The sequence below is a fragment of the Stutzerimonas sp. genome (assembly GCF_982611455.1).
On the sequence record NZ_CEXBBO010000008.1, the window covers coordinates 109,489 to 134,725 of the forward strand.

Here is a 25,237-nt window from a genome sequence, read left to right on the forward strand (position 1 = left end):
CTTGGCGTATCAAATCAAATGGCGGCCACCATTGACGGTCATTGTGGTGCCGGTGACATAGGGGTTGTCGAGCAGGTAACGCAGGCTCTGGTAGATCACTTCGGCGCCGGGCTCGATACCCAGCGCGGATTTTGCCAGCGCTTTGCGTCGGTAGGTCTCGTCATCGCCTTCGTTGAACTGTATCAGGGCCGGGGCGATGCCGTTGACCTTGATGGCGGGTGCCAGGCTGGCCGCGAACGACAAGGTGAGATTGTCCAGTCCGGCTTTGCTGGCGGCATAGGCGATGTGTTTTTTGCTGCCGGTACGGGTGACATCATCGCCGATATGGACGATGTCGGCCGGACCGCCGTGCTGCAGCAGCTCGGCGCAGTGAAGATTGATCAGGTAGGGTGCAAGCATATGCACCTCGAACATTCGCTTGAACACGTCCGCTTCCTCGCCGGGTGTCTCGACGTGCCAATCCGAGGCGTTATGGACAATGGCGCGCAGCGAGCGGGTCTGTTGTTTCAGCGTGGTGATAAAGGCGTGGATGCCCGCTGCGCCGGAAAAATCCGCCTGCAGTGTGATGGCGCCGCGTTCGCGCAGCCCGTCGAGGCTTGCCCGGGGCGTGCGGTAGCTGACGATCACTGCTTGCCCTTCGTCGAGCAGGCGCTCGGCGCAATGCAGGCCTATGCGCTGGCTGGCGCCAGTAATCAGAATTGGGGCCGTAGGCTGGGTCATCGCTCACTGAACCTGGCTATGGTTGGCGGATGGTCTCGCATGGCCGACTACGACGCCACGCGCGGTCGGCCAGCTTACACCAGTGAACGCTGCGGCTCTGCCATGGCTCGCGAAGCGGCGGCAAGGCGAGGATTTATGAACGGTCGCTGTCTTCGGTGAGCATTTCGGTCGGGAGCTCCGGCTGCAGTTCCGGATGCAGGCGCTGATGTTGCTCATAAAGATAGGAACGAATGCGTTCGGCATCCTTGTCCTGCGGATATTCGACTTCATACGCGGTCATTCCGCTTTCAGTATCACGGATCCGGTGTGCGTCGATCTTGAATGAGTCCTCGCCCGGCAGAGCCAGGCGCAGATGAAGATGGTTGGGCGCCTTCTTTTTCGGTCCGGTGTCCACCAACAGGCCGTTGGGCGACAGCTCGTGGACGCTCAGCGCGGTTTCGTCGCCATTATCGGAGAGCAGCGGCAGCGGCTCGTCCAGATGCAAACGCCAGGCACGAAGAACCGGCCCGCGTTCGTAGATGGTCGGCGGTGCCAGTTGCAGCTGGATCGTGTGGAATTCGTCTTCGCTCAGTTGCACCGGGAAGGACATGCAATAGTCTTCGAGTTCCGCTTCGAGCGTCAGGTTGGCCTTTGCGGCCAGCTGCAACAGTAAGCCATTGGCATGCTCACCGCCGTCTACGCGAAAGCCGGCCCGCGTCTCGCCCGGCTCGGCCCGCGAGCTGCTGACGAGCTTGTTTATGTACGCCAGCTCGGCGCGGGTGAGTACGGTCTTTTTCGGCATTCTGATATCCCTCTCAAGGGCAGCAGGGGCAGGCAATCCCATGCTTCCGTCGCTCCGGTGCTTTCCGATCGGTGCCTGCGCCCGGCAGGCGCCTCTGCCAGACCGCTTTGCGACAGTGCTTTCAGCGACGAGTTCCCTCCTGTCGCCCAGGCCTTGCCATAAGCCTTGGTTCTCAACGATCAAGTGTAGATACGCTCAAGCGGGTTGGATGTGTCGAATACGGCATAATGCTCAGCTTCAATTCGCAGCGGAGCCCATCATGAAAGTTGCCATCCTCTCCGGTACGGTCTACGGCACAGCCGAAGACGTCGCCCGCCACGCCGCCAGTACATTGAAGGCAGCCGGTTTCGATACTTGGCATGACCCGCGCGCGCAACTTCCACAGATCATCGAATTCGCGCCGCAGGCGCTGCTGGTGGTAACCGCAACGACCGGCATGGGCGAGCTACCGGACAACTTCATCCCGCTGTATTCAGCCATTCGCGACCAATCTCCGGCCTGGCAGGGGCTACCAGGCGGCGTCATTGCGCTTGGCGATGCCAGCTACGGCGACACCTTCTGTGGCGCTGGCGAACAGGTAAGAGAGCTTTATGCCGAACTCGGTGTGCGCGAGGTTCAGGACATGCTGCGCCTCGATGCCAGTGAAACGGTTACCCCCGAAAGTGATGCCGAGCCTTGGCTGGAACGCTTCGCTGCAGCCCTGCGTGCTTGAGCGAATGTCTTCTGCGGTCATCACGCTGGCTGGATAGGCGACTTCCGACCCGTTTCACGCTCGCTAGAATCAAGGCACCGAAAACAACAAGAAGAGGTGCCTCGTGACCGCTCTGCATTCAATTCACTCGCTCAAGAACCAAGTCAGCGCCGCCGAATGGCAGACGCGTGTCGATCTCGCCGCCTGCTATCGATTGGTCGCGCTGCATGGCTGGGACGACCTGATATTCACTCACCTCTCGGCGAAGATTCCCGACGCGGACGAATTTCTGATCAACCCTTACGGGCTGATGTTTCACGAGATCACGGCGTCCAGCCTGGTGAAGATCGATCTGGCCGGCAACAAGTTGCTGGACAGTCCGTACGACATCAACCCGGCCGGCTACACCATTCACAGTGCCGTGCATGAGGTCCGCCATGACGTGGCCTGCGTGATGCATACCCATACTGCGGCAGGCGTGGCGGTGTCGGCGCAGAAGCAAGGGCTGTTGCCGATCAGCCAGCAATCGCTGTTCGTACTTTCCAGTCTTTCCACCCATGGCTATGAGGGCGTGGCGCTCAACCACGAGGAGAAGGCCCGGTTGCAGGCCGATCTCGGCGAAACCGCGTTTATGCTGCTGCACAACCACGGGCTGATGACCTGCGGTGCGAGCATTGCCGATACCTTCCTGATGATGTTCATCTTCCAGCGCGCCTGTGAGATACAGGTGATGGCGCACACCGGGGGTGCCGAGCTGATTCCGATTCCCGAGCAGATTCTCGCCGGAGCCAAAGCCATGGCGGCAGGCGTCACGCGCAGCAAAGGAGGGATGGGCGGTGCGCTGGCCTGGCCCGCGCTGCTGCGCAAACTCGATCAGCAAAGCCCCGGTTACGACAGCTGATCGCGGTCCGTCAGCTCGGCGCCGCTGCGCTGGGCGAAGGCCTGCAGTTGTGGGTAGAACTCGCGAAAGTCCTGTTGGAGCGGCACGTACAGTCGCTCCAGCTCTACCACCCCGCCGGCCAACCCTTCCGGGCGCGACAGCCGTCGACTCATGCCCGCCACTACCTGCTCCATGACCGCGAAATCCCGATAGCTGCCGAGCCAGTCTTGGGCCGCCATGCGTGGCGCTATCAAGGCCAGCTTGCCGGGTAGCTCAGCTTCCTCGCTCAACACTCGATAAACCCGTGCGGTGAACTGCTGCAGCGGCTCTGCGGCATAGTCATGCCAGCGCGCGGCGAGGCAGTGATCGAAAAAGAGATCGATCAATATCCCCGCATAACGCCGTCGCTCGCTGGGAAAACGCTGCTTGGCCTGAAGCACCAACGGATGGCTATCGGTATAGGCATCTATCTGCCGATGCAGGCGAATGCCGGCTTCGATGTCGGCGGGCCAGCGGCCTTGCAACGGGCCTTTGACGAAATCGCCGTACAGGCTGCCGAGCAGCTCGCCGGGCCGCGGGCCGCCGAGATGGAGGTGTGCGAGATAGTTCATTTGGTGAGTCTAGCAGCGCTTCCTTGCGTTCAGCTTGCATCAGGCCGCGGCCGCGCACCTTGGCGGACCATATAGCGCTTCGGCAATGGCGCTGTGGCAAAGGCGGGCGAGTCGGTTTCGATCCATGTCTCGGCTTTCGATTGGCTGCAGTAGCTGGATTTCCACCACAGCGACATCCGTTGCCAACAATCTGAACAGATGCGAAAGCAGATCGTCGTCGCCAATGAACGGCGCGATGGGATCGGCATGGCCCTCGCGCAAATAGCGGATCGCCACCGGCTGAATTGGCGTGCCTGTTTCGATCGCGCAAGCCAGCAGCCTCGAATGAAAGGTGCGTAGCGCGGCACCATTCGTCGTGGTGCCTTCTGGGAAGATCAGCAAGTTGCGGCCCTGCTGCAGCTCGGCGACTAGTTGCTGAGTGAGCGAGCCGCTGTCGCCGCCGCCACGCCGAATGAATCGAGTCCCCGCTTCGGCGGCGAGCCAGCCGAACAGCGGCCACTGCCGCACCTCGGATTTCGCCAGAAAGGTCATCGGCTGCAGCATCCCGAGCAGCGGAATGTCAGTCCAGGAAAGATGGTTGGCGAGCCACAGCATTGGCTGATCAGGACGATTGCCGGTCAGTCGAACCTCGTACGGCAGGGCCGCGGCCAGCCGCGCGAGAAACCAGCAACAGAGCCGCTGACGTGAGGCGGGTGAAGGCTTGAGCCCGAGCAACGCCTGGAGTTTCAGCCCGCTCGCGAACAGCAGGCCGACGGCAATCACCACGCTCAGTCGCGCGATCCGCATATAAAACCGCCGCCTGCTCATCAAACCGCAGCCTTGAAGTGCCTTGCATAGCGCGGGCACAGTTCGTCTCGCTTGAGCAGAATAAACACGTCGGCCACCTGAAAATCCGGGTCCCAGCAGGGCTCGCCGCAGATCTTCGCCCCAAGTCGCATGTAGGCTTTGAGCAGCGCCGGTATTTCTGCGATGACATTGTCTGGCAGCTCCAGCGAGGGCAGCGGATTCTTCGGTCTGGCATGCAGCAGTTCGGTGCATAAATAATGTTCGCGCAGCCGCTGCATGATCGCCTGCGCCTGGATACCACCATCGCGCATGGATATGCTCGCGCAACCCATCAGATAGCGATAACCGCCCTGGTTCAGCACCTCGGCCAGCTCGCCCCAGAGCACGGCGATGGTCGCCCCGTTGCGGTAGGCCGGATGAACGCAGGTACGACCGATTTCCAGGATTGGCGCGTCCAGCTCCGTCAGGCCTTGCAGGTTGAACTCGTTTTCGCTGTAGAAGCGTCCCAAACGATCTGCCGTCTGGTTATCGAGCAGGCGCGTCGTGGCGACCAACTCCCCACTGTCGAGATCACGTACGCCGATATGGCTGCAGTGAGCGTCGAAGTCATCGTGGTCCAACCCAGCTTCTGCACCTTGCAGCAGGGCGCCGAATTCGCTGCTGAATACCCGGTACCGCAAGGTCTGGGCTTCGTGCAGTGCAACTGGTCCGTGCAGGCGCCCTGCCTGCAGGCGCCGCTTGGTGCGAGGGAAAGCGATGGTGGTCATGCTCTGTCTCCTGGTCAGCCTTGGCAGTGGCAATGCATTCGGAGCGCGTGATTGTTATGGTTGGCGTTCCGTCAATCAGTGATGCCGGCTCAGGCTAGGCAGAGGCGGTGTCACCACTGTTACGGATCGGTGATGCTTGGATGACGGCCGTTGCTTTCGCCGTAACCGCTCAAAATTTGCAGGAGATTGGTCTATGCCCTGGCAGGAGCTGCTTGGTCCGCTGCAACGCCTACCCCAGCCAACTGCGCTGGACGACTGGTTCGCCGAGTTACAGTCGCGTGGCACGGACGGCACTGTTGAGCTGGCGATACTTGGCGGGCGCCTGGCAGCGACGCCCGGGCTGGCTTTTCTGGCTGGCTATCAGGCCGCGCTGCGCCGGCTCTGGCCCGCTGCGCCCGGTGGCCTTGGCGCGCTGTGCGCCACCGAGAACCGCAAGCTGCGTCCGGCCGACATGCAGACCCGCTTGGACGAGCTGTCATTGACCGGCAGCAAGGACTTCGTCACTGCCGGCTCGGCCGCGGCATGGCTGTTGGTACCGGCTCGCGACGAGACTCCGGGTGATCGGCCCCGGTTGAGCCTCTGCATAGTCGGCTGTGGTGAGCGTGGCGTGTTCATCGAAGAAGGGCCACGGTTGCCGCTGGTGCCGGATATTCCACACGGCCGTCTGCGCCTGGAGCGCGCCCCTTGTCGACGTCTGGCTGGAGATGGCTGGGACGACTACGTCAAACCCTTCCGCACCTTCGAGGACTTGCACGTGCTGGTGGCGCTTGTCAGCTGGCTCCACGGCGTCGGCCTGGAATGCGGTTGGCCGCAACGGCTGCAACTTTTACTGCTGGGCATACTGGCCGGTGCGGCCGAAGTGTCGCGGCTGCCTCCAACTGAACCTGCCACGCACCTGTTGCTGGCTTCACTGAACGCACAGTTCGAGGCCACGGCAACAGAACTGGATGCTGCGCTGATGAACGGGCCGGAACAATGGTGGCGCTTGTGGCAGCGTGACCGCGGCATATTGCAGCTGGCACGCAGCGCGCAGGCCAAGCGGCTAGCCCAGGCTGCCGCCGTCTTTTCTCTGACGCCCAAATGAGAAGCGCGCTCTGGTTGAGCGCAACGCAAAGGCGATCGGCATGGGAACTCTGAGTCGCTGTACGGACCTATAACAAGCGTGTCGCAACGACACTGGCCGGTTCTCTGCATTTGGTGACTTCCGCTGCCGGCGAAACCCCTGAGCATTCACACGGACAAGGAATCCAATGTCTATCAGCTGTATCGATACCCTCGTGCAGAGCGCCGCTTCGCCCGCCCGGAGGCGTCTATGGTGATGCTCGCCGGGGAGGTATTTCCCTGGCGCGACGGTAGCCGCTTTCGGTTGCTGATCGATGGCCCACAGTTTTTTCCGCACATTCTGCAGCGCATCGATGCGGCCGAGCGGCGGGTAGACGTCGAGCTCTATCTGGTGGAAGACGGTCTATGCGCCGATCGCCTGATCGATGCGCTGGTGGCTGCGGCAGAACGCGGTGTGCGGGTGCGCTGCTTGCTCGATGGTTTCGGGTGCCTGAAGTTGGGGCAGAAGGCGCGGCAGCGGCTGTCCGATGCGGGCGCCGATCTACGTCAGTACAACCCGCTGAAGTTGCGACTGAAGTTTCGCAACTTGCACCGCGACCACCGCAAGCTGATCCTGATCGACGACGCCTGCTGCTTCGTTGGCGGTACCGGGGCGACCGACGAGTTCTGGAATCCTGACAAGCCGGAAGAGCATTGGCACGAGGTGATGGTTGAAATCACCGGCCCATTGATGGAGGACTGGCGCCGTCTGTTCGACACGCAATGGGCGCTGTGCCTGAAACGCCGCATCTGGCAACTACCGTTGCCGCAGCGGCTGCCGAAGATTCCAGCCAACCCCCAGGCCGGTGATGGAATGGGGCGGGTCGCCTATTCGGCCGCGCGTCAGCACCGCGACATCCTTCATAGTTTGTTGAGAAACCTACAGCGCGCGCAGCAGCGCATCTGGCTGGCGACGCCTTATTTCCTGCCCACCGGCCGCGTTAGGCGTGAGCTGATGCGCGCCGCGAGACGCGGCGTCGATGTGCAACTGTTGCTTACCAGCCGCAATACCGATCATCCCTCGATTCGCTACGCGGGGCAGCGCTATTACCCGCGTCTGCTGCGCGCTGGCGTGCGGATTCACGAATATCAGCCACACTTCCTGCATCTGAAAATGGTGCTGGTCGATGACTGGGTAAGCGTCGGCTCATGTAATTTCGATCACTGGAACTTGCGCTGGAATCTGGAAGCCAATCTGGAAGCGATCGACACGCAGCTCAGTGCCTCGGTGGCGAAGAGCTTCGAGCATGACTTTTCTCACAGTCTCGAAGTCGATCTGCAGCAGTGGCACTCGCGTCCACTGCTCCAGCGTATCTATCAGCGCATGTGGGGTCTGCTCGATCGACTGACGATCAACATTTTCAACCGAAGCGGCTGATCGGCTTCGCTGAACTAGCCGTAAATGACCACCTGACTGGAGAACGTTTCGATGGCTGCGAAGAAGATTCTGATGCTGGTCGGCGATTACGTCGAAGATTACGAAACCATGGTGCCGTTTCAGGCGCTGCAAATGGTCGGTCACACGGTGCATGCCGTCTGCCCGGACAAAAAGGCAGGCGATACGGTGCGTACCGCGATTCATGATTTCGAAGGGGATCAGACCTATAGCGAGAAGCCTGGCCACAACTTTGCGCTTAACTTCGATTTCGACGCAGTGCGCGCCGAAGACTATGACGCGCTGGTGGTGCCTGGCGGACGTTCGCCGGAATATTTGCGACTAAACGACAAGGTGCTGAGCCTGGTGCGCGCCTTCAACGAAGCGCAAAAGCCCATCGCGGCCGTTTGCCATGGGGCGCAGCTGCTCGCCGCTGCCGATGTGCTCAAAGGACGCGCCTGCAGCGCTTATCCGGCCTGCGCGCCGGAGGTGAAGCTGGCGGGTGGCGAGTTCGTCGACATCCCGGTCGATCAGGCGCATACCCAAGGCAACCTGGTCACCGCCCCGGCGTGGCCGGCGCATCCCGCCTGGCTGGCGGCGTTTCTAGAGCTGCTCGGTACGCGTATCAGCCTGTAATATACGGCTCCGCTTACGAAGCCCGCTCTGGCGGGCCTTTTCGTTTCAATCCGCAGCATTGCTGCTCAATGCCGAGACCGTGATGACTCAACCGAAAGATCCGCTGCACGGCATGACGCTGGAATCCATTTTGGTTGCGCTGCAGGCGCACTATGGTTGGGATGGCCTGGCCGAGCGGGTCGATATTCGCTGCTTCAAGAGCGACCCCAGCATCAAGTCGAGCCTGACCTTCCTGCGCAAGACACCGTGGGCGCGGGTGAAAATCGAGGCGCTGTTCATTCAACTGCAGCGAGCCTGATAGTGACGTTGCGTTGCTGCGAGGTCTGCACCGTCCCGTTTCGGTGGGAGGCGCGCCTCGCGGCGAAGTTCTTCCAGGGGGACCCGCCGATACTCATGGAGTCTTCCAGGGTAGGTCGCTAAAAAACGCCATGCCCCCAAAAACGAAACCCCGCGAAATCGCGGGGTTCGTCATCACTGAGCCGGCATTAACCGGCATTTTGGGGCTCTGCCTATTGCACTTCGACCGCCAGGTTCTCGGCGATCTTCTTCTGCCAGATCGCCGGGCCGGTGATGTGTACCGATTCGCCGTTGGTGTCCACCGCGACAGTGACCGGCATGTCTTTCACTTCGAACTCGTAGATCGCTTCCATGCCCATTTCGGCAAAGGCCAGCACCTTGGACTTCTTGATCGCCTGAGCAACCAGATAGGCGGCGCCGCCAACGGCCATCAGGTATACGGCCTTGTTGTCCTTGATCGCCTCTATTGCGGTCGGGCCGCGCTCGGACTTGCCGATCATGCCCAGCAGGCCGGTGCTTTCCAGAATCTGGCGAGTGAATTTGTCCATGCGCGTCGCGGTGGTCGGGCCTGCCGGGCCAACCACTTCATCGCCGACTGGATCGACTGGGCCGACGTAATAGATGAAGCGGCCCTTGAGGTCCACCGGCAGTTCTTCACCCTTGTTCAGCATGTCGACCATGCGCTTGTGCGCAGCGTCGCGGCCGGTGAGCATCTTGCCGTTGAGCAGCACGGTTTCGCCCGGCTTCCAGCTCTGTACTTCTTCCGGCGTGATGGTGTCGAGGTTGACACGGCGCGCGCTCGGGCCGGCTTCCCAGACGATTTCCGGGTAGGCATCAAGTGGCGGCGGTGTCAGTTCGGCTGGACCAGAGCCATCGAGCACGAAATGGGCGTGGCGGGTGGCGGCGCAGTTGGGAATCATGCACACCGGCAGCGAGGCGGCGTGGGTCGGGTAGTCCATGATCTTCACATCGAGCACAGTCGTCAGGCCGCCCAGGCCCTGTGCACCGATGCCCAGTTGGTTGACCTTCTCGAACAGCTCCAGACGCATCTCTTCGATGCGGTTCTGCGGGCCTCGGGCCTTGAGCTCGTGGATATCGATGGATTCCATCAACACTTCCTTGGCCATCACCGCGGCTTTTTCGGCGGTGCCGCCGATGCCGATGCCGAGCATGCCCGGCGGGCACCAGCCGGCGCCCATGGTCGGCACGGTCTTGAGCACCCAGTCGACGATGGAGTCGGACGGGTTAAGCATGGCCATCTTCGATTTGTTCTCGGAACCGCCGCCCTTGGCTGCAACATCCACTTCGACCTTGTCGCCAGGGACGATGGAGTAGTGAATCACTGCTGGGGTGTTGTCTTTGGTGTTCTTCCGGGAACCAGCTGGGTCCGCGAGGATCGAAGCACGCAGAACGTTTTCCGGCAGATTGTAGGCGCGGCGAACGCCCTCGTTGATCATGTCGTCCAGGCCCATGGTGGCGCCATCCCAGCGCACGTCCATACCCACGCGCACGAATACGGTGACGATGCCGGTGTCCTGGCAGATTGGCCGATGGCCGGTGGCGCACATCCGCGAATTGATCAGAATCTGCGCCATGGAGTCGCGCGCGGCCGACGATTCTTCACGCAGATAGGCTTCGTGCATCGCCTGAATGAAGTCGACGGGATGGTAGTAGGAAATGAACTGCAAAGCGTCTGCAACGCTTTGAATCAGGTCGTCTTGCTTGATCACGGTCATGCAGCGCGTCCTCTTGGCGGGGCGACGGGGCGTGTCGAGGAGCGATACCGACACGCGCGGGATAAAAAGGCGTAGCAGTATAACCCGCCGACCGGACGGGTACACAGACGGACTCAAGGTGAAGGGATGCACATCGGAACTGGCATGGCGAAGCTATCGAATATGAGCTGGCAGGAGGCGACAAAACGGTCGCAATCGGGACTGCCCGCATTTCGCCCTGGCTCTGCCAGTACAGCGTGTAGGCTTTTTCGACTGGCCAGCGTAAAGTATGTCGAATTGCCACTATGGGATGGATTCCATGCGCGCATTTCGTGACGAGAGCGAACAGCAGGCGCTTCAGCAATTGGTAACCAAGCGGTTTGGCATGGCCGCTGGAACTTATGGTCTCGCTCTGCTTTTAACCTGGATTTCCGTTGTTGGTGGCTTCTACCAAGCACCGATAGACACGGCGGTAGCCGGCTCGGTGATGATTCTGGCCAGCCAGTTGGTGTTCTTCTGGATTTTCTACCGAGGCCACAACCTGCGCTTTCGCGACCCTAGCCTGACGGAGCCACAGGTGTTGGTTGCATTGGTCTGGCTGACTTTCTTCCTGTTCCACTTCGGTGATCATCGCGGCTCGTTGTTAGTGCTTTACGTGCTGGTGCTGATGTTTGCGGTATTCCTTCCACCGAAAGTCTTTATCCGCTACGCCGTGCTGGCGCTCTTTAGCTTCGTCGGCATGTCGCTACTCGATCTGCAGCTCAATCGTCTGGACGACCCTCAGGTTGCGCTGCTGCAGGCCAGCGTGCTGCTGGTAACGCTAATCTGGATGTGCCTGTTCGTCGGCTATGTCTACAAGCTGCGCCAACGCATGCGGCAACGCCGTTTCGCCCTGCAGGCGCACCAAGAGACGCTACGAGGGATGATGCGGCAACTGGAGGATTTGGCCTCCACCGACGAGCTGACCGGACTGTATAACCGTCGGCATTTCCTCCGGCGAGCCGAAGCGGAGTTGAGTCGATTGCGCGTTGGACATCAATCCGGTCTGGCGTTGATCGACCTGGACCATTTCAAACGGATCAATGACCTTCACGGACATGCCATGGGTGATCGGGTGCTGCAGACCTTTGCCTCGGTGGCGCGCTCTTGCCTGCGCGATGGCGATATCCTCGCCCGTTACGGGGGCGAAGAGTTCGTCCTGCTGTTGCCGCACACCGATGCCGAGCAGTTCAGTGCCTGTTGCGAGCGCTTGCGTGAAGCCTTCGCCACTGCCCAGCCGCTGGACGTTCATCTGCAGGCGGGGCATCTCAGTCTGTCGGTAGGACTGACGCTGCTCAACGCCGGCGATGATCTCGACGAGTCCCTGCAACGGGCCGACGAAGCGCTGTATCGGGCGAAAGACAACGGCCGCAACTGCTGCGAGGCAAGCTGGACGACCGTCGATGCCTGAACTTACCTGCGGCTCGCGAACCTGGACCGTGGCCGAGGATAGCAATCTGCTCGATGCGCTCAACGCCGCGGGCCTGAACGTGCCTTATAGCTGCCGCGCAGGCAGTTGCCATGCCTGCATGGTGCGCTGTCTGCAAGGTGAACCGCTGGACGCCCGCCCCGATGCGCTCGATGCCAGCAGGCGTCTGCAAGGTTGGAGGCTCGCCTGTCAATGCTGCGTGGCCGAAGACCTCAGCGTGGCGGTATTCGATCCGGCGCGAGAGGGATTGGCGGCGCGAGTCGACGGGCTCGAATGGCTCGGCGACCAGGTGCTGCGACTACGGCTGACGCCCGAGCGACCGTTGCGCTATCGCGCCGGACAACATGTGCTGCTGTGGAGCGTCAGTGGCGTCGCCCGGCCTTATTCTATGGCGAGCCTTCCGGGCGAGGATTCCTGGCTCGAGTTCCACCTCGATTGTCGTCAGCCCGGTGCGTTCTGCGATGGCGCACGTGAGTTGATTGTTGGCGACAGTTTGCGCCTTGGCCCACTGCATGGAGGTGCTCTGCGCTACGAGTCGGAATGGCAGACACGTCCGCTATTGCTGCTGGCTGCGGGGACTGGGCTTGCGCCGCTCTGGGGTATCTTGCGTGAAGCCCTGCGTCAGGGGCACGTCGGGCCGATTCGGCTGCTGCACTTCTGTCGGGGGCAGTCCTACTTGCGAGACCCGCTCGGAGAGCTTGCCAGGTTGCATGGCAATCTAAGCTTCGAATTGATCGATGGAAGGCAGACGCAAAGCCGTCTGCAGACCATTCGCGCGACGTCGCGTCAAGAAATTGCGTTGATTTGCGGTGGGAGCGCTTTCGTCGAAGACTGTGCCAAGCGAATGTTTCTGGCAGGCATACCAAGAGGACAGGTACTCAGCGATACCTTCGTCATGCGGCAGGTCTGATAGCGGATGTAGCAGATGCTGGATGAGGGGCTGTTAGACAGGGTCAGCTCATATTGAATGGGAGCGGCTCCTGGAAGGCATCAGCCAAAAGCTGGCCGATGCCTTCCGGCTCGCGACATCAGCTCAGCGAATCACCCACACGCAGGATCTTCATGGTATTGGTGCCACCGGTGCCGTGGTAGGTGTCGCCTTTGGTCAGGATCACCCAGTCGCCGACGTTCACGATGTTGCGCTTGAGCAACTCGTCTACGGCCGCCTGGCTGACCTTGTCGGCGGGTAGCGCAGCCGGATCGAACGGAACGGTTTGCACGCCGCGGAACATGGCGACACGCGCCTGGGTTTCGCGGTGAGGTGAATACGCGAAGATCGGCACTGACGAGCGGATACGCGACATGATCAGCGGGGTATAGCCGCTTTCGGTCAGGCTGATGATTGCCTTGATGCCTGGGAAATGGTTGGCGGTATACATCGCTGCCAGCGCGGTGCTCTCGTCGCTGCGTTCGAACCGCTGGCCGAGGCGGTGGCCGGACTTGATGCTGGTCGGGTGTTTTTCGGCGCCGACGCAGACGCGTGCCATCGCTTTGATCGCCTCGATCGGGTATTCGCCAGCGGCACTTTCGGCCGAGAGCATGACCGCATCGGTGTAGTCCAGAACGGCGTTGGCTACATCGGACACCTCGGCGCGGGTCGGCATCGGATTCTGGATCATCGACTCCATCATCTGGGTCGCGGTGATCACCACTTTATTGTTGCGGCGCGCGTGGAGAATGATCTTTTTCTGGATGCCTACCAGTTCGGCATCGCCGATTTCCACACCAAGATCGCCACGCGCGACCATCACACCGTCGCTGGCGCGAATCAAACCATCAAGCGCTTCGTCATCGGCTACCGCTTCAGCGCGCTCGATCTTGGCGATCAGCCAGGCGCTGGAGCCGGCTTCGTCGCGCAGACGGCGGGCGAGCTCCATGTCGGCGGCATCGCGCGGGAAGGAAACGGCGAGATAGTCCAGGTCCATTTCGGCGGCCAGCTTGATGTCAGCTTTGTCCTTGGCGGTCAGCGCTGGCGCGGTCAGACCGCCTCCGCGACGGTTGATACCTTTGTTGTCCGACAGTGGGCCGCCGATCAGCACGGTGCAGTGCAGCTCATCGGCAGTCGTACTGTCGACGCGCATGACCACGCGGCCATCGTCGAGCAGCAGCTCATCGCCAACGCTGCAATCCTTGACCAGATCCGGGTAATCGATGCCCACCACGTCCTGGGTGCCTGCATCGCGTGGATGGGTGACAGAGAAGCGGAAGCTGTCGCCTTCGGCTAGCTCGATGCGCTTGTTGGTGAACTTGGCGATGCGGATCTTCGGTCCTTGAAGATCGCCGAGCAGCGCGACGAAGCGGCCATGTCGCGCGGCGATGTCCCGTACCAGTTGGGCCCGGGCGCGGTGCTCGTCCGGAGTGCCGTGGGAGAAGTTCAGGCGCGCGACATCGAGTCCGGCCACGATCATTTTTTCCAGCACTTCCGGTGAACTGCTAGCCGGGCCCAGGGTGGCGACGATTTTGGTACGGCGCGAGATCATTCAATGCTCCTTTTTCAGAATGGTCAGGAGGCTACTATGCCGTGCGGCTGTAGTCATCGTTGGGGTGCACTACTCTTTGGACGGGCCGCGCGCATTTAGAAGGCGCCGGTTCGGCCGTTGAACAGGGCTGCAGTTTTTTTCGCCGTGGTCGATAAGCCAGCATCGGAGGATTTACCCATGCGCACCCTTTTCATTCTTTTTCTGGCAACCCTCAGCGTAGGCTGCAGCAGCAGAAACGCACTCGATCGGCATCTTGACGATGCTTACAGGCAATACGAAAGCGGCGATTGCGACAAGGTGATGCTAGAACTCTCCCAGGCTGAACGCCGCAGCCGCCCGCGCGACAATGTTCAGCCGGAAATCTCGCTGCTGCGTGGTCAATGTCTTGAGAGGCAGGGATTGTTTGTCGATGCGGTAGAAACCTATCGCTTCATTCAGGCTCGTTATCCGGCCAGCGAATATGCCTTTCGTGGTCGCGCCAGGCTGGAGACGTTGCGCCAGTTGGGGCACTATCAGCCGGAGGAGCGGCTGGTCATCCACGCCGTCAAACCGTGAAGCGAAGCTGGTATCAGTGACCGGCCGGGAAGGAACCCATGCGCGTTGTAACGATCGTGTTTGTCGCCTTGTTGTTTTCGCCGTTGGCGACTGCCGAGATTTACCGTTGGGTCGATCCGCAGGGAAATGTACATTTCGATGAACGATCGCGTCCCGGCGCCGAGCAGGTCGAAGTCAGGCCGCAAATCGTCGAGCGAGACGAAGCGACCCGCGAGCGTGAAGCGCGGACCGAACGGTTCTTCGAGGCTCGCCGGCAAGAGCAGCTGGCAGCCGATCAGGCCGCCAGCGAGCGGTATGCGCGGCGCGATCAGGAGTGCCGTCAGTTGCGTGAGGAGCTGTCGCGCCTTTCCCGTGGCGGGCGCTACTTTCGTGCCGATGCAAAGGGTGAGCGGGTCTACTACAGTGATGAAGAAATAGGGGCGGCGCGGCGGCAGTTGGCCAGTCGTATCAGTCAAAACTGCAGCTGAGCCGCCGGTAACGGCGGCAGCGACCAAACTTGGCGGCAGGCCCGGAACCGATGAACATGCTCAATCAACGCAGCATCGAGCGGCACCAGTTGCCGTACTACCTCAACGTGTTCAACCGCTTCACTGAGAAGCCCTTGGGCTTCATCGGCAACTTGTCAGAATCGGGCCTGATGCTTATCAGTCCTTACCCGATGATGACGGATGCGCGCTTCGATATGCGCTTGAAGATACCTGGCCAGCACGGCCAGTTGCGGTACATCGATTTCAGCGCGATCTGTCGCTGGTCGCGTGAAGATGTCACACCTGGCAGCTTCGATTCGGGCTTCGTCCTGATCTCGCCACCCAGCGAGATCAGGGACATGATCGACGCGCTGCATCACTACTTCAGCTTCCGCCCCACGCTGCATTTTCCACCTGCTCGTCTGTTAGGCGCCGATGCGACATCCAGTAAGGCCACCGACCAGGATCGTTGCCACGGAACCTGAGCGGCCCGGCATCGGAAAAACTTATTCGGCCCCGCTCAGTCGCGCTTATATGCCTCGCTACGACGCCGGTCCGCTTCCGCTATAGCACGCCAGCTTTCTTCCAGGTTAGATAGCGGCTGATCAACGCCGGCCCGAGTTCGTGCGGCCGCGCATCGAGTACCGGCACGCCGTGAGCCAGCAGCCGCTCATGCAGGCTGCTGCGCGCGTTCAGGTAGTCCAGAGTGCCGCAGTAGGCCAGCGCATTCTGGAAACTGCTCACCGGTTGCTGGCGCAGATCATCGAGCACCTGCTCGCGCAAGCTCACCACCAATACTCGATGTCGGCGCGAGAGGCGACGGACCGCGCTGAGCAGATCCGCGTCGTCCTCGTCGCGCAGGTTGCTCAGGACGATCACCAGTGCCCGACGTTTCTGCAGCGCCAGAACATCGCTCGTAGCCAGCGCGAAGTCGGCCGGCTGCTGGGTATTGACCAGGTCATAGACGCCGTTAAGCAATGCGTTCAGCTGTACCTGGCCTTTGGCAGGCGCGAAGAAGCGGCGTTGTTCGGTGGCGAACGTGTAGAGTCCCAGCGCATCGCCCTGGCGCAAGGCGACATAACCCAGCAGCAGGCTTGCGTTGAGTGCATGGTCGAAATGCGAGAGCGCGCCATCCTTGCTACGCATCCGCCGGCCGCAATCGAGCATCAGCAGGATCTGCTGATCACGGTCATCCTGATACTCACGAGCGATGGGCATGCGCTTGCGCGCCGTGGCCTTCCAGTCGATCTGTCGCAGGGTGTCGCCTTCGCGGAATTCGCGCAGTTGGTGAAAATCCAGGCCCAACCCGCGGCGGGGCTGCTGACGCACACCCAGGCGGCTCAACCAGCTGTCGACGGCCATCAGCGGCGCGCCGTGCAGGCGAGTGAAGTCCGGATAGACGCGTGTTTGCGATTCCAGCGGCAGCAGGCGGCGCTCGCGCCACAGCCCCAGCGGGCTGTGCAGGCGGATCTCGCATTGATTGAATCGGAAATCGCCACGGCGCTCCGCGCGCACTCGGTAGGTGAAATCGCAGTGCTGGCCTGGTGTAATGATCAACGAACGGGGCAGGTGCTCGAGCTCCATACCTGCAGGCGCATGGTCGAAGATTTCCAGGCGCAAGGGCCGGTTCAGTGAATGTCGAACCTGAAGCTGCACGTCATGCCAGCGGCCCAGCGCCAGATTGCCGGTGAGGTCGCGTCGCAGATCTGGTGAGGGCAGGCGGTGCAGGGACAACGCGTCGAATGCCGACAGCAGGCCCAGGCACAGCAGCAATCCCCACCAGGCCGTGTGCATTGCTTCGGGCAGGGCGACGTCGAGCGCAGGCGATATCCCCAGCGGTAGTGCTAGGCCGAGCAAAGCAACCAGCGCGTAGATCAGCCGTCGTGATGGATTCATCGAAGGTCCAACGCGTTGGGCTGGGTCACTGGCGCGGCGCCGCGACTTGGTCGAGCAGCTGTTGCAGCAGCTGATCCACCGAAATGCCTTCGATATCCAGTTCGGGCGAGAGCCTGACACGGTGCCGTAAAACGGCCAGCACGCACCCTTTTACATCGTCCGGGGTGACGAACTCACCGCCGCGTAACAAGGCACGCGCGCGCGCGCAGCGAACCAGGGCGATAGAAGCACGTGGACCTGCGCCTAGTGCCAGACCCGGCCAATGACGCGTCGAGCGAGCCAGACGCACCGCATAGTCGAGTACCTGCTCGTCGAGCGGCATGTCGCTGGCAATTTTTTGCAGGGCCTGGACGTCCTTCGCTTGCAGCAGAACTCGCAGCCCGCTGACGTCGAGAATATCGGTGCGAGCCGAGCGAGTGACCTGGCGGACCAATTCCAGCTCTTCGTCGGCCTGCGGATAGTCCATGCGCAGCATCAGCATGAAGCGGTCCAGCTCGGCTTCCGGTAGCGGATAGGTGCCTTCCTGCTCGATCGGATTTTGCGTGGCCATCACAAGGAAAGGCAGCGGGGCTGCCAGCGCACGTCCTTCGAGCGTGACCTGACGCTCCTGCATGACTTCCAGCAGCGCTGCCTGAGTTTTGGCTGGCGCGCGGTTGATCTCATCGGCGAGCAGCAGGTTGGTGAACACCGGGCCCTTGCGCAACTTGAACTGTTCGCTGGCAAGGTCGTAGACGGCGTGGCCGGTAATATCGCTAGGCATCAGGTCGGGCGTGAACTGGATACGTGAAAACTCCCCGCCGAAGCAGCGTGCCAGCGCGCGCACCAGCAGCGTCTTGCCCAAGCCCGGAACACCCTCGACCAGTACGTGGCCACCGGCGATCAGTGCGGTGAGTACGCCATCGACAACTTCCTGTTGGCCAATGACGGCCTTGTGCAGTTCCTGGCGCAGCGCTTGTGCCAGCTGGCTGGCGCGCTGCCGTTGGGTACTCGCGCCAGCAGCGGGCGCGGCATTGTTCGGTTCGCTTGTGGCGTCGCTCATAAGGCATTCCTGAGGCTTTGAAGGCGGGCAACCTGGGTGGTGAATTCGGCGGTGCTGGCAGGCTTTGCGGCAGGTGAGCGTAGTGCCTGATCGATCAAATCGCTGGGAATGCCACTGAGTTTCGCCAGTATCTGACATCGTTCGGCGTGCTCCAGCGTTTCGAAACCGGGATGGCGGCGGCGCGCCTGGCGCTGTATGTCGCGTTGCAGATTGCTCAGCAGGTGGCGCTGCCCCGCGTGCCGATAGAGAAAATCAGCGCTGCCACGCAGGTGTTCCTGCAACTGCCGGCGGCCGCGCTCGGTTGGCTCGAACAGCGGGCCCTGCCGCTGGGCCAGGTGCCAGGTTGCGAACAGCAGCGTCAGTAGCAGGGCGACCAGCGCTTCGGGGAAATAACGCAGCAGTTGTTGCAGCAGGCTGTCGTGCTCGGTGCGATAAGCCAGCGTCACGTCGCGGTCTTGGGTGAGATACCACAGCAGCCACGCGTGGTCATACCTGGCGATGTTGTCGTTCTGCCAGATCCAGCTGTCGGTAAGCGCGGTGATCAGGCCGCTGCCGTGCTGTAGCTGCAGCATATGCGTGGCACCGGCGCTGTTGGCCCAGGCATGTGATTTTTTCCCGGCGTCGTAGAGGTGATAGTTGGTATCGAAGGCGAGGTAGGCCGGTGCGTCTTCATTCTCCAGATAAAGCCTGGTCAGCGATGGATGCTTCTCGGCGCTGGCTATCTGGTCGGCAGCATCGTTGTTGCCGCCCTCGGTAGTTTCGTACTGCTGCAGATTCAAGGCATCCAGTAGCAGATCGCCGCTTTTGGCTGTGCGTTCATTCCAGAGACGCTCGGCGACGAACACCAGGTGGCCACCTTCTGCGACCCACTCAAGAAAGTGTCTTGACTGGCGCGGCGTCATCTCGCTGCGATCACCCAACAGCAGCAGAACCTGCTGATCCGGTTGCAGTCCACCTAACCCCGTGACGCTTTCCGCGTGGGTAACCGCTCTGCCTTGGTCGGTGAGGAAGTGCTCGGCTGCCAGATAAGGGTTGCTGCGGACCTGCGGTGCGGGCCCGTGCTCGATGACTTCTTCGTAGGGCGTCGCCTTGCTCGCCGCGAACAACAGCAAGGCAACGAGTAGCACGGCTGCCAACGCCCAACAGATCGCGCGACGGTGGATCATGCGCGGGCCCCTGTCCCGAATAGCTCGCGCCACTGAGCGCATAGCTCGTGCCTGGCGGCATCCGGCGGCAAGCGATGTCCATAGGCAAGACTCAGCCAATGGCCGGTGAGCATTTCGGCATAGCGCATAAGCCCCGGTTGCTGGTCCTGGCGCAGCAGTTCTAGCACTTCGCCTTCGGTGTGGGCGCTCTTCAACGGCAGGTTGCGCTCGTGCAGCAATCGGCTGAGGAAGGCTCGGTAGAGCAAACCGAGGGCCTCCCGTGGCTGTTTGTCCCACAGTCGTTCCACTTCGCCGACAACGTCCTGCGGAAGGCTTTCGGGCAGCACGTCGAGACCGAACAACATGGCCGGCTCTGGCGGGCGAGGATTGTCGGATGGCGGGCGGAGTCGTCCGACGTAGAGTCTGATCCACTCCCGATACCGCCAAAGCCCAAACACGATCAGACCGAACAGAGCGGCCCAGAGCAGAACCTCGATGCCCGTTGCGACATGTTCGAAACCGCGTTGTAAATTGCCGTGCAGCAACCGCTCGAGAAAACGCGCCAGCCAGCCAGGCTCCGTATCGGTCTGCTCCTCACCAAAGCGCCAGCGAGTAACCGTTTCGCGGTTTCTGAACGGCGGTTGGTCCAGCAACTCGGCGATCCGCTCGCTGGCGGCCTGACTGGTCAATGGCTGGTTGAGCAATCGGCTGCTTTCCGGGCTCGGCTCGGTTGCCTTCTGCTCAGCTTGAGCAACAGGAGGCGCTGCCTGGGCGTCATTGACTGGCGGGACTAGCAGCAGGCTCAGGCCGAGCAAAAGTGCCGGTAGTACGGATTTCAGGCGTGCCTGCAATCGACGGAAGCTCAACTCTATATCCCAGGCCTCGAGTATGGTGCGTCGGTTGAGATAAAGGCTGAAACCGCTGGCGACGTAAATCGGCTCCCAGATTACCAGTGCCAAGACGTATAGCAGGTTGGACAGGTGCTCGAACCAGAGCCAGTCACCGTCCAGTTTCAGCAGGTCCTGCCAGGTCCAGTCGGCCAACAGTTGCGCCGGTATCAACATGTAGAGCAATGCCAGCGCTCCCAGCCACAAGCCACTCTCTAGATGTACGCCGACAATGGTCAACCAGCGTGCTGCACGGGTGTCACGTTGTTTCAATACGTCCAGCCGTTGCCGGCGGGCGGAGCCGGACAGCTCTTCGAGCTGCAGTACCGGCAGGTCGAAACTGCGGGTCAGGCTGAAGCGGCGCCAGGTGATGCTGGAAAACCACTGCGAGCGCAGCAATCCAGGTAGCGCCTGGAAGCTGCGGCGCACTGTCGGGATGTCGCCGAACAGCGAGCGGGAGACGATGAAAAGCGGCAAGCGTTCGTAGAGCGGCTTGAACCACCAGAACAGGAACAACGAAAGGGTAGGGTGCTGCCAGAACAACACACTGAATAGCCCGAACAGCGGCAGCGTCAGCAGCGCCCAACTGAGCATCAGCAATCCGGCTTGTCGGCGCGCCAGTAGAATGCCGAGGTCCAGCGCTTCCCAGGCGCTGCGTGGGCGAATTTCCATGCTTGCGTCAGTCAGGCGCATGGGTGCTCCTGCCGCTCAACACGAAATACAGGCCGACCAGCAGCCAAAGTAATGTCCCCACAGCATATTTTATCGGCGCGGAAGGGTAGGTCATCGACGACCAGTAGGCTTCGATGAACGCGGCGATCAGCAACAGCACAGTGGCGCCGGCTATCAATCGCACCGCCGTGGCCGCGGCCAGCCGCAACGCCTCGCCGCGTGTGAGGCGACCGGGCGCAATGAGCGCGGCGCCCAGTTTCAACCCAGCTGCGCCGGCCAGCGTGATGGCTGTCAGCTCGAAGGCACCGTGACCAATGACGAACGACCAGAACGGCTGATGATAGCCAATCCCGGTCAGGTGTCCCGCGACAGCTCCTATCGTCAGTCCGTTGAAAAGCAGGTAGAACAGACTGCCGAGGCCGAACAGCAAGCCGCCGGCAAACGTCTGGAATGCGATCCCGATGTTATGCATGACGTAGTAGCCGAACATCACCCAGTCGTCACCGGACCCACGCTCGCCGAAGCGGCCAAGGCGGCTGGCGTCGGGGTCGTACATCGCTTCCATCTGGGCGACTTGTTCCGGGGTGATCAAACTGTAGACCAGATCAGGGAACGCCAGCACCAGCACGCCCATGCCCAGCAGGCTGATATAGAACAGCAGGCTTGCGACCGCCACGTAGCGCCATTCCTCGCGAACCAGCCTGCCGAAGCCACCCAGGAAAAAACCGAGCACACGACCCGCCAGCGGGCTGCGATGGCGGTATAGCTGTTGGTGCCCGCGCTGCACCAGCAACTGCAGGTTATCGATCGTATGGGTGCTGTAACCACGCGCCTGAGCCAATGCGAGCTGCTGGCAGAGTCGCCGATAGGCCGCCGGAAACTCAGCGCTTAAGGTAGGCGAGGGCTTCTTGCCGCGTTCGAACGCATCGAGCGTTTCGCTGAACGTTCGCCATTCGACCTGGTGCCGGCTTTCAAATTGGCTCTGTTTCATACAGGGCCTACCAGGCCGCGGGCAATGCCGGAAATGTGCGCTTGCGCCTGCTCTTGAGGGATTTGCAGTGGCGTGGCGAGAATTGCAGCCAGCTCCTGACACCGTTCCGGCGATAGGCTCGATTGGCGTTCGGCGAAGCTGATCAGTGCACGCTGTTCGGGCAGTTCCAGCGGGAAGGGCGCTGCGATGGCTTCGACTGCTGGAAGCGTCGGTGCAGGAATGCTCCGCTCGCGATAGACCACCAGCGTGCCGGCGGCCAAATCGCCAAGCCGTTTGAATGACGGGTGCCAGAGGCAGCAGAGCGCCCCGAGGAAATAGCCGAAAGGCAGCATGTCGACGAAACGCAGCAAATTGCGCGTCAGTGACGACGCCCAGCCAATCGGCGTGCCGTCATCGTGGACCACCTTCAGGCCCAGCCAGTATTTGCCCGGCGTCCTGCCTTGATTGAGCACTTCGAACAGCACCATGTACCACCATTGCACCAGGAACAGCAGCAACGCGCCGACGCCCATACCGAATTTGCCCAACAGCGCAAAACCCGTTCCCAGCAGAGCCAGTACGGCACCGCGAATCAGCAGATCCAGCGCAAACGCCAGCGCTCGCGGCACCAGGCCGGCTGGACGGAGCAGCAAGTCGATACCTTCCGGCGTTTCGACCCGGTGTGTGTTGTCCAACGGCGCTTCGGATGTTGAGGCGGGAGGCAATGACTTTGCTCGTTTAACGGTATCGGTGGACCTGACGCGGCCATCGTGGTTTGAACAATTGATCGAACTTAGGGCTGGAGCAGCGGTTGTGGCAGGCATGAAAGCATCGAACGGATCGTTCGACCAGAGGTCCGCGGAGAATTTTGGATCTAGTACCTATATACGACTGCGGCGCCATTGTGAGCAGCCCGTCGCGTACTCGGGCGCGCTAGACTTGGCGCCAGACGACCGAGAAGGAATCTCCCGTGACATCCAGCATCTTCTGGTACGACTTTGAAACCACCGGTATTTCTCCGCGTTGCGACCGGCCTCTCCAGGTCGCCGGGATCCGGACCAACGAGGCGTTGGAGGAAATTGGCGAGCCGCTGAACATCTATTGCCGTCTCAGCGATGACATCCTGCCGCATCCCGCTGCATGTCTGGTGACCGGCATAACCCCGGCGACGTTGGCGGAGAAGGGACTATGCGAAGCCGAATTCATTGGTCGGCTGCATCAGCAACTGGCGCTGCCAGGCACTTGCGGATCGGGTTACAACAGTTTGCGTTTCGATGACGAAGTGCTGCGCTACAGCCTGTACCGCAATTTCTTCGACCCTTATGCGCGCGAGTGGCAGGGCGGTAACAGCCGTTGGGATCTGATCGATCTGGTCCGCACGGCTTATGCGCTGCGTCCGGAAGGGCTGGTCTGGCCGGAAGAAGACGGCCGCGTGACGCTCAAGCTGGAGCGGCTGAGCGTGGCCAATGGGCTCGAGCATTTGCAGGCGCACGATGCCTTGTCGGATGTGCGTGCAACCATCGCCCTGGCGCGGTTGATACGTGAGCGTCAACCGAGGCTCTACGACTATTTATACAAGCTGCGCCGAAAGAATGCGGTGGTCGAGCAGATCGAACTTCTGAAGCCGATGGTGCATGTTTCTGGGCGCTTCTCTGCTGCTCGGCATTACTTGTCGGTGGTATTGCCGCTCGCCTGGCATCCACGCAATCGCAATGCACTGATCGTTTGCGATCTAAATGCCGAGTGCGCACCCTTGTGGGAAGAAACAGCCGAGGATCTTCGTGCACGGCTTTATACGCGTCGTGAAGATCTTGGCGAGAAACTTCCGACTCCGCTGAAGCTGGTGCATGTGAATCGGTGCCCGGTGCTTGCACCAATGAATGTGCTGCGTGAGTCCGATATCGATCGCTTGGGGCTGGATCTGCAATGTTACGAGTCCAGAGCACGCGATCTGCGCAGCAGAAAGGCAGACTGGGACGCGAAGCTCGCCGACATCTATCAGGAAGAGGCTTTCGCAGGTTCGGCGGATCCGGAACAGCAACTGTACGATGGCTTCCTAGGCGAGCGAGACCGACGGCTGTGCGATCAAGTCAGAAGTCTGGTGCCGTCGCAAAGTTCGGGCGGGGTGTTCCCATTTGACGATGCCCGTTTGCCTGAACTGCATTTTCGTTATCGTGCCCGTAACTTTCCCGAGTGCCTTTCGGCAACAGAAAAACTGCAATGGGAAGAATTTTGCCGGCAACGCTTAACCGCTCCCGAGTTTGGAGCGCCCAATACCTTAGCGCAGTTCGAAACATGCCTTCAGGCACTGCTAGCATCAGCGAGCCCGGAACAAGCGCAGTTGCTACGCCAGTGGACACTGCATGCTGACGGCTTGCGTGAGCGTTACATTCGCTGATTTCGGCTAACGACAGGTACAAAAAAGCCATCTGACGCAGCATGCCCGGCATGAAGCGTCAGATGGCTTTTAGGCGTAACGCGCCGATTAACCGAGCAGGGTGGCCCAGCCTTCAACTTCGTTGGAGCCCCACTGTGCTTTCCACTCTTTCAAGGTCTTGTGATTGCCACCTTTGGTTTCAATCACTTCGCCGTTATGCGGGTTCTTATATTGCTTTACTCGGCGGGCACGTTTGGCTGTAGCCGGTGCTTTGGCTGCGCGCTGTGCCTTGCTGCTTCTGGCGTCCGGATCGAGCAGGGCGATGATATCGCGAAGCGATTTTTGGTACTCGCCCATCAGCTCACGCAATTTGCCTTCGAACTCAAGCTCCTTTTTCAGCTTGTCGTCTGCAGAAAGAGACTTCAGGCGTTCCTGAAGTTCCTTGATAGCTTCTTCAGTGGCGCGGTATTCGTTGATCAGCGACATGTCACTTCCTTGGTATAGGTTTGAACGCAAGTGTTGGTAATCATAGACAGCTGCAATGCACAAGTAAATATTCTTTGAATAAAGTTAGCCGCGTTACCCCTGGATTTGCTGCGGTTGCCAAGCGCGTTCAGTTAGTTTGCGCGGGTCATAGATAGAACTTGTCACAAAAAATAGCGCTTGAACGAGCGCACTGTTGTTATCGACAGCAGGTTTTCTGCAATAGAGGCGGTGCATCGCCATACCTCTGCGAAGCCGTTCGCATAGTTGGCACAACGCAGTGTTCGGCTTTGACGCAGGGCCAAAGTAATTTTCCATTTTTACCAAGGGATTGAGCCGCTTGCTGCCGCATATCCGAGCAATATCACCTAACACTCAAGTAGCGGGTGCTGGTGCGCTGCACCTGCTCGATAATGTGGTTGCAGTTTTCTTCGCTGC

General features: G+C 60.8%; 26 protein-coding genes. 12 read left to right on the forward strand and 14 right to left on the reverse strand.

The genetic code is table 11. The features are described from left to right. Window positions 1–9: 9 nt before the first annotated feature. Both folM and AC2LD7_RS07360 read right to left on the reverse strand, forming a co-directional pair. Window positions 10–720, reverse strand: coding sequence for a dihydromonapterin reductase (folM, locus tag AC2LD7_RS07355; protein ID WP_484597100.1), 711 nt, complete (start codon window positions 718–720; stop codon window positions 10–12). Between the two features lie 133 nt (window positions 721–853). Continuing rightward, window positions 854–1,501: a PilZ domain-containing protein gene (locus AC2LD7_RS07360; protein ID WP_484597101.1), complete on the reverse strand. Its 648-nt coding sequence runs from the start codon at window positions 1,499–1,501 to the stop codon at window positions 854–856. 259 nt (window positions 1,502–1,760) lie between these two features. On the opposite strand from AC2LD7_RS07360, the gene AC2LD7_RS07365 reads away from it, so the two are divergent. Further along, window positions 1,761–2,213: a flavodoxin gene (locus AC2LD7_RS07365; RefSeq protein ID WP_484597102.1), complete on the forward strand. Its 453-nt coding sequence runs from the start codon at window positions 1,761–1,763 to the stop codon at window positions 2,211–2,213. Window positions 2,214–2,316: 103 nt separating this feature from the next. Beyond that, window positions 2,317–3,093, forward strand: coding sequence for a class II aldolase/adducin family protein (locus AC2LD7_RS07370; RefSeq protein WP_484597103.1), 777 nt, complete (start codon window positions 2,317–2,319; stop codon window positions 3,091–3,093). Here AC2LD7_RS07370 and AC2LD7_RS07375 read toward each other — a convergent pair. Genes AC2LD7_RS07375 through olsB form a run of 3 tightly spaced genes read right to left on the reverse strand, consistent with a single transcriptional unit; the run spans window position 3,081 to window position 5,236 of the window. After that, on the reverse strand, window positions 3,081–3,683 hold the full coding sequence (locus AC2LD7_RS07375; protein WP_484597104.1) for an acyl carrier protein phosphodiesterase: 603 nt from the start codon (window positions 3,681–3,683) through the stop codon (window positions 3,081–3,083). The genes AC2LD7_RS07370 and AC2LD7_RS07375 overlap by 13 nt on opposite strands. Window positions 3,684–3,722: 39 nt before the next feature. Next, window positions 3,723–4,490 (reverse strand): lysophospholipid acyltransferase family protein, encoded by a 768-nt coding sequence (locus tag AC2LD7_RS07380; protein WP_484597105.1) that lies wholly within the window; start codon window positions 4,488–4,490, stop codon window positions 3,723–3,725. Further along, window positions 4,490–5,236 carry an L-ornithine N(alpha)-acyltransferase gene (gene olsB, locus AC2LD7_RS07385; RefSeq protein ID WP_484597106.1) on the reverse strand — a complete coding sequence of 249 codons (747 nt, stop codon included), beginning with the start codon at window positions 5,234–5,236 and terminating at the stop codon, window positions 4,490–4,492. Before olsB ends, AC2LD7_RS07380 begins: the two co-directional genes overlap by 1 nt. 193 nt (window positions 5,237–5,429) lie before the next feature. Between olsB and AC2LD7_RS07390 the strand changes: the two genes are divergently transcribed. The 4 genes from AC2LD7_RS07390 to AC2LD7_RS07405 all read left to right on the forward strand — a co-directional run bounded on the left by AC2LD7_RS07390 (window position 5,430) and on the right by AC2LD7_RS07405 (window position 8,646). Beyond that, window positions 5,430–6,320 (forward strand): acyl-CoA dehydrogenase middle domain-containing protein, encoded by an 891-nt coding sequence (locus tag AC2LD7_RS07390; RefSeq protein WP_484597107.1) that lies wholly within the window; start codon window positions 5,430–5,432, stop codon window positions 6,318–6,320. A 234-nt stretch (window positions 6,321–6,554) separates the two neighbouring features. Then, on the forward strand, window positions 6,555–7,715 hold the full coding sequence (locus tag AC2LD7_RS07395) for a phospholipase D-like domain-containing protein (protein ID WP_484597149.1): 1,161 nt from the start codon (window positions 6,555–6,557) through the stop codon (window positions 7,713–7,715). 51 nt (window positions 7,716–7,766) lie between these two features. Next, entirely contained in the window at window positions 7,767–8,348 is a 582-nt protein-coding gene (locus AC2LD7_RS07400) for a DJ-1/PfpI family protein (RefSeq protein WP_484597108.1), read from the forward strand. An 82-nt stretch (window positions 8,349–8,430) separates the two neighbouring features. Beyond that, entirely contained in the window at window positions 8,431–8,646 is a 216-nt protein-coding gene (locus AC2LD7_RS07405) for a VF530 family protein (RefSeq protein ID WP_484597109.1), read from the forward strand. Between the two features lie 211 nt (window positions 8,647–8,857). Here the strand turns inward: AC2LD7_RS07405 and AC2LD7_RS07410 are convergent, their stop codons facing one another. After that, on the reverse strand, window positions 8,858–10,381 hold the full coding sequence (locus AC2LD7_RS07410; protein WP_484597110.1) for a fumarate hydratase: 1,524 nt from the start codon (window positions 10,379–10,381) through the stop codon (window positions 8,858–8,860). A gap of 298 nt (window positions 10,382–10,679) precedes the next feature. Between AC2LD7_RS07410 and AC2LD7_RS07415 the strand changes: the two genes are divergently transcribed. Next, entirely contained in the window at window positions 10,680–11,810 is a 1,131-nt protein-coding gene (locus AC2LD7_RS07415) for a GGDEF domain-containing protein (protein ID WP_484597111.1), read from the forward strand. Next, window positions 11,803–12,738: an iron-sulfur-binding ferredoxin reductase gene (locus AC2LD7_RS07420; protein WP_484597112.1), complete on the forward strand. Its 936-nt coding sequence runs from the start codon at window positions 11,803–11,805 to the stop codon at window positions 12,736–12,738. The genes AC2LD7_RS07415 and AC2LD7_RS07420 overlap by 8 nt, the downstream gene beginning before the upstream one ends. A 118-nt stretch (window positions 12,739–12,856) precedes the next feature. On the opposite strand, the gene pyk is transcribed toward AC2LD7_RS07420, so the two are convergent. Then, complete coding sequence (gene pyk / locus AC2LD7_RS07425; protein ID WP_484597113.1) at window positions 12,857–14,308, reverse strand: pyruvate kinase; 1,452 nt, start codon at window positions 14,306–14,308, stop codon at window positions 12,857–12,859. A 177-nt stretch (window positions 14,309–14,485) separates the two neighbouring features. Between pyk and AC2LD7_RS07430 the strand changes: the two genes are divergently transcribed. Genes AC2LD7_RS07430 through AC2LD7_RS07440 form a run of 3 tightly spaced genes read left to right on the forward strand, consistent with a single transcriptional unit; the run spans window position 14,486 to window position 15,815 of the window. Then, entirely contained in the window at window positions 14,486–14,863 is a 378-nt protein-coding gene (locus tag AC2LD7_RS07430; RefSeq protein WP_484597114.1) for a tetratricopeptide repeat protein, read from the forward strand. A gap of 38 nt (window positions 14,864–14,901) precedes the next feature. Then, window positions 14,902–15,330, forward strand: coding sequence for a DUF4124 domain-containing protein (locus AC2LD7_RS07435; protein ID WP_484597115.1), 429 nt, complete (start codon window positions 14,902–14,904; stop codon window positions 15,328–15,330). A gap of 50 nt (window positions 15,331–15,380) precedes the next feature. Next, window positions 15,381–15,815: a PilZ domain-containing protein gene (locus AC2LD7_RS07440; protein WP_484597116.1), complete on the forward strand. Its 435-nt coding sequence runs from the start codon at window positions 15,381–15,383 to the stop codon at window positions 15,813–15,815. A gap of 79 nt (window positions 15,816–15,894) precedes the next feature. Here AC2LD7_RS07440 and AC2LD7_RS07445 read toward each other — a convergent pair whose 3' ends face one another. The 6 genes from AC2LD7_RS07445 to AC2LD7_RS07470 are packed head-to-tail and all read right to left on the reverse strand — an operon-like array spanning window position 15,895 to window position 22,634. Next, window positions 15,895–17,226, reverse strand: coding sequence for a DUF58 domain-containing protein (locus AC2LD7_RS07445; RefSeq protein WP_484597117.1), 1,332 nt, complete (start codon window positions 17,224–17,226; stop codon window positions 15,895–15,897). 25 nt (window positions 17,227–17,251) lie between these two features. After that, on the reverse strand, window positions 17,252–18,265 hold the full coding sequence (locus tag AC2LD7_RS07450; RefSeq protein ID WP_484597118.1) for an AAA family ATPase: 1,014 nt from the start codon (window positions 18,263–18,265) through the stop codon (window positions 17,252–17,254). Further along, entirely contained in the window at window positions 18,262–19,431 is a 1,170-nt protein-coding gene (locus AC2LD7_RS07455; RefSeq protein ID WP_484597119.1) for a DUF4350 domain-containing protein, read from the reverse strand. The genes AC2LD7_RS07450 and AC2LD7_RS07455 overlap by 4 nt, the downstream gene beginning before the upstream one ends. After that, the gene (locus tag AC2LD7_RS07460) at window positions 19,428–20,990 is read right to left on the reverse strand and encodes a DUF4129 domain-containing protein (RefSeq protein WP_484597120.1); all 1,563 of its coding nucleotides are present in this window, start codon (window positions 20,988–20,990) and stop codon (window positions 19,428–19,430) included. Before AC2LD7_RS07460 ends, AC2LD7_RS07455 begins: the two co-directional genes overlap by 4 nt. Then, the gene (locus AC2LD7_RS07465) at window positions 20,977–21,960 is read right to left on the reverse strand and encodes a stage II sporulation protein M (protein ID WP_484597121.1); all 984 of its coding nucleotides are present in this window, start codon (window positions 21,958–21,960) and stop codon (window positions 20,977–20,979) included. Before AC2LD7_RS07465 ends, AC2LD7_RS07460 begins: the two co-directional genes overlap by 14 nt. Then, on the reverse strand, window positions 21,957–22,634 hold the full coding sequence (locus AC2LD7_RS07470; protein WP_484597122.1) for an RDD family protein: 678 nt from the start codon (window positions 22,632–22,634) through the stop codon (window positions 21,957–21,959). Before AC2LD7_RS07470 ends, AC2LD7_RS07465 begins: the two co-directional genes overlap by 4 nt. A gap of 275 nt (window positions 22,635–22,909) precedes the next feature. Here AC2LD7_RS07470 and sbcB point away from each other — a divergent pair, with 275 nt between their 5' ends. Next, complete coding sequence (gene sbcB, locus AC2LD7_RS07475; RefSeq protein ID WP_484597123.1) at window positions 22,910–24,337, forward strand: exodeoxyribonuclease I; 1,428 nt, start codon at window positions 22,910–22,912, stop codon at window positions 24,335–24,337. 87 nt (window positions 24,338–24,424) lie between these two features. On the opposite strand, the gene mvaT is transcribed toward sbcB, so the two are convergent. Beyond that, entirely contained in the window at window positions 24,425–24,802 is a 378-nt protein-coding gene (gene mvaT / locus AC2LD7_RS07480; protein ID WP_484597124.1) for a histone-like nucleoid-structuring protein MvaT, read from the reverse strand. Window positions 24,803–25,237 lie beyond the last annotated feature (435 nt).

What these genes read in the sequence shown, in the direction of transcription:
- AC2LD7_RS07380 (WP_484597105.1), bottom strand. Translation starts at nt 4,490, where the DNA reads ATGAGCAGGCGGCGGTTTTATATGCGGATCGCGCGACTGAGCGTGGTG.
- AC2LD7_RS07460 (WP_484597120.1), bottom strand. Translation starts at nt 20,990, where the DNA reads ATGCGCCTGACTGACGCAAGCATGGAAATTCGCCCACGCAGCGCCTGG.
- AC2LD7_RS07395 (WP_484597149.1), top strand. Translation starts at nt 6,555, where the DNA reads ATGCTCGCCGGGGAGGTATTTCCCTGGCGCGACGGTAGCCGCTTTCGG.
- AC2LD7_RS07420 (WP_484597112.1), top strand. Translation starts at nt 11,803, where the DNA reads ATGCCTGAACTTACCTGCGGCTCGCGAACCTGGACCGTGGCCGAGGAT.
- olsB (WP_484597106.1), bottom strand. Translation starts at nt 5,236, where the DNA reads ATGACCACCATCGCTTTCCCTCGCACCAAGCGGCGCCTGCAGGCAGGG.
- AC2LD7_RS07450 (WP_484597118.1), bottom strand. Translation starts at nt 18,265, where the DNA reads ATGAGCGACGCCACAAGCGAACCGAACAATGCCGCGCCCGCTGCTGGC.
- AC2LD7_RS07390 (WP_484597107.1), top strand. Translation starts at nt 5,430, where the DNA reads ATGCCCTGGCAGGAGCTGCTTGGTCCGCTGCAACGCCTACCCCAGCCA.
- AC2LD7_RS07410 (WP_484597110.1), bottom strand. Translation starts at nt 10,381, where the DNA reads ATGACCGTGATCAAGCAAGACGACCTGATTCAAAGCGTTGCAGACGCT.
- AC2LD7_RS07430 (WP_484597114.1), top strand. Translation starts at nt 14,486, where the DNA reads ATGCGCACCCTTTTCATTCTTTTTCTGGCAACCCTCAGCGTAGGCTGC.
- mvaT (WP_484597124.1), bottom strand. Translation starts at nt 24,802, where the DNA reads ATGTCGCTGATCAACGAATACCGCGCCACTGAAGAAGCTATCAAGGAA.
- folM (WP_484597100.1), bottom strand. Translation starts at nt 720, where the DNA reads ATGACCCAGCCTACGGCCCCAATTCTGATTACTGGCGCCAGCCAGCGC.
- AC2LD7_RS07455 (WP_484597119.1), bottom strand. Translation starts at nt 19,431, where the DNA reads ATGATCCACCGTCGCGCGATCTGTTGGGCGTTGGCAGCCGTGCTACTC.
- AC2LD7_RS07435 (WP_484597115.1), top strand. Translation starts at nt 14,902, where the DNA reads ATGCGCGTTGTAACGATCGTGTTTGTCGCCTTGTTGTTTTCGCCGTTG.
- AC2LD7_RS07365 (WP_484597102.1), top strand. Translation starts at nt 1,761, where the DNA reads ATGAAAGTTGCCATCCTCTCCGGTACGGTCTACGGCACAGCCGAAGAC.
- AC2LD7_RS07405 (WP_484597109.1), top strand. Translation starts at nt 8,431, where the DNA reads ATGACTCAACCGAAAGATCCGCTGCACGGCATGACGCTGGAATCCATT.
- AC2LD7_RS07440 (WP_484597116.1), top strand. Translation starts at nt 15,381, where the DNA reads ATGAACATGCTCAATCAACGCAGCATCGAGCGGCACCAGTTGCCGTAC.
- AC2LD7_RS07445 (WP_484597117.1), bottom strand. Translation starts at nt 17,226, where the DNA reads ATGAATCCATCACGACGGCTGATCTACGCGCTGGTTGCTTTGCTCGGC.
- AC2LD7_RS07465 (WP_484597121.1), bottom strand. Translation starts at nt 21,960, where the DNA reads ATGAAACAGAGCCAATTTGAAAGCCGGCACCAGGTCGAATGGCGAACG.
- AC2LD7_RS07400 (WP_484597108.1), top strand. Translation starts at nt 7,767, where the DNA reads ATGGCTGCGAAGAAGATTCTGATGCTGGTCGGCGATTACGTCGAAGAT.
- pyk (WP_484597113.1), bottom strand. Translation starts at nt 14,308, where the DNA reads ATGATCTCGCGCCGTACCAAAATCGTCGCCACCCTGGGCCCGGCTAGC.
- AC2LD7_RS07360 (WP_484597101.1), bottom strand. Translation starts at nt 1,501, where the DNA reads ATGCCGAAAAAGACCGTACTCACCCGCGCCGAGCTGGCGTACATAAAC.
- AC2LD7_RS07415 (WP_484597111.1), top strand. Translation starts at nt 10,680, where the DNA reads ATGCGCGCATTTCGTGACGAGAGCGAACAGCAGGCGCTTCAGCAATTG.
- AC2LD7_RS07375 (WP_484597104.1), bottom strand. Translation starts at nt 3,683, where the DNA reads ATGAACTATCTCGCACACCTCCATCTCGGCGGCCCGCGGCCCGGCGAG.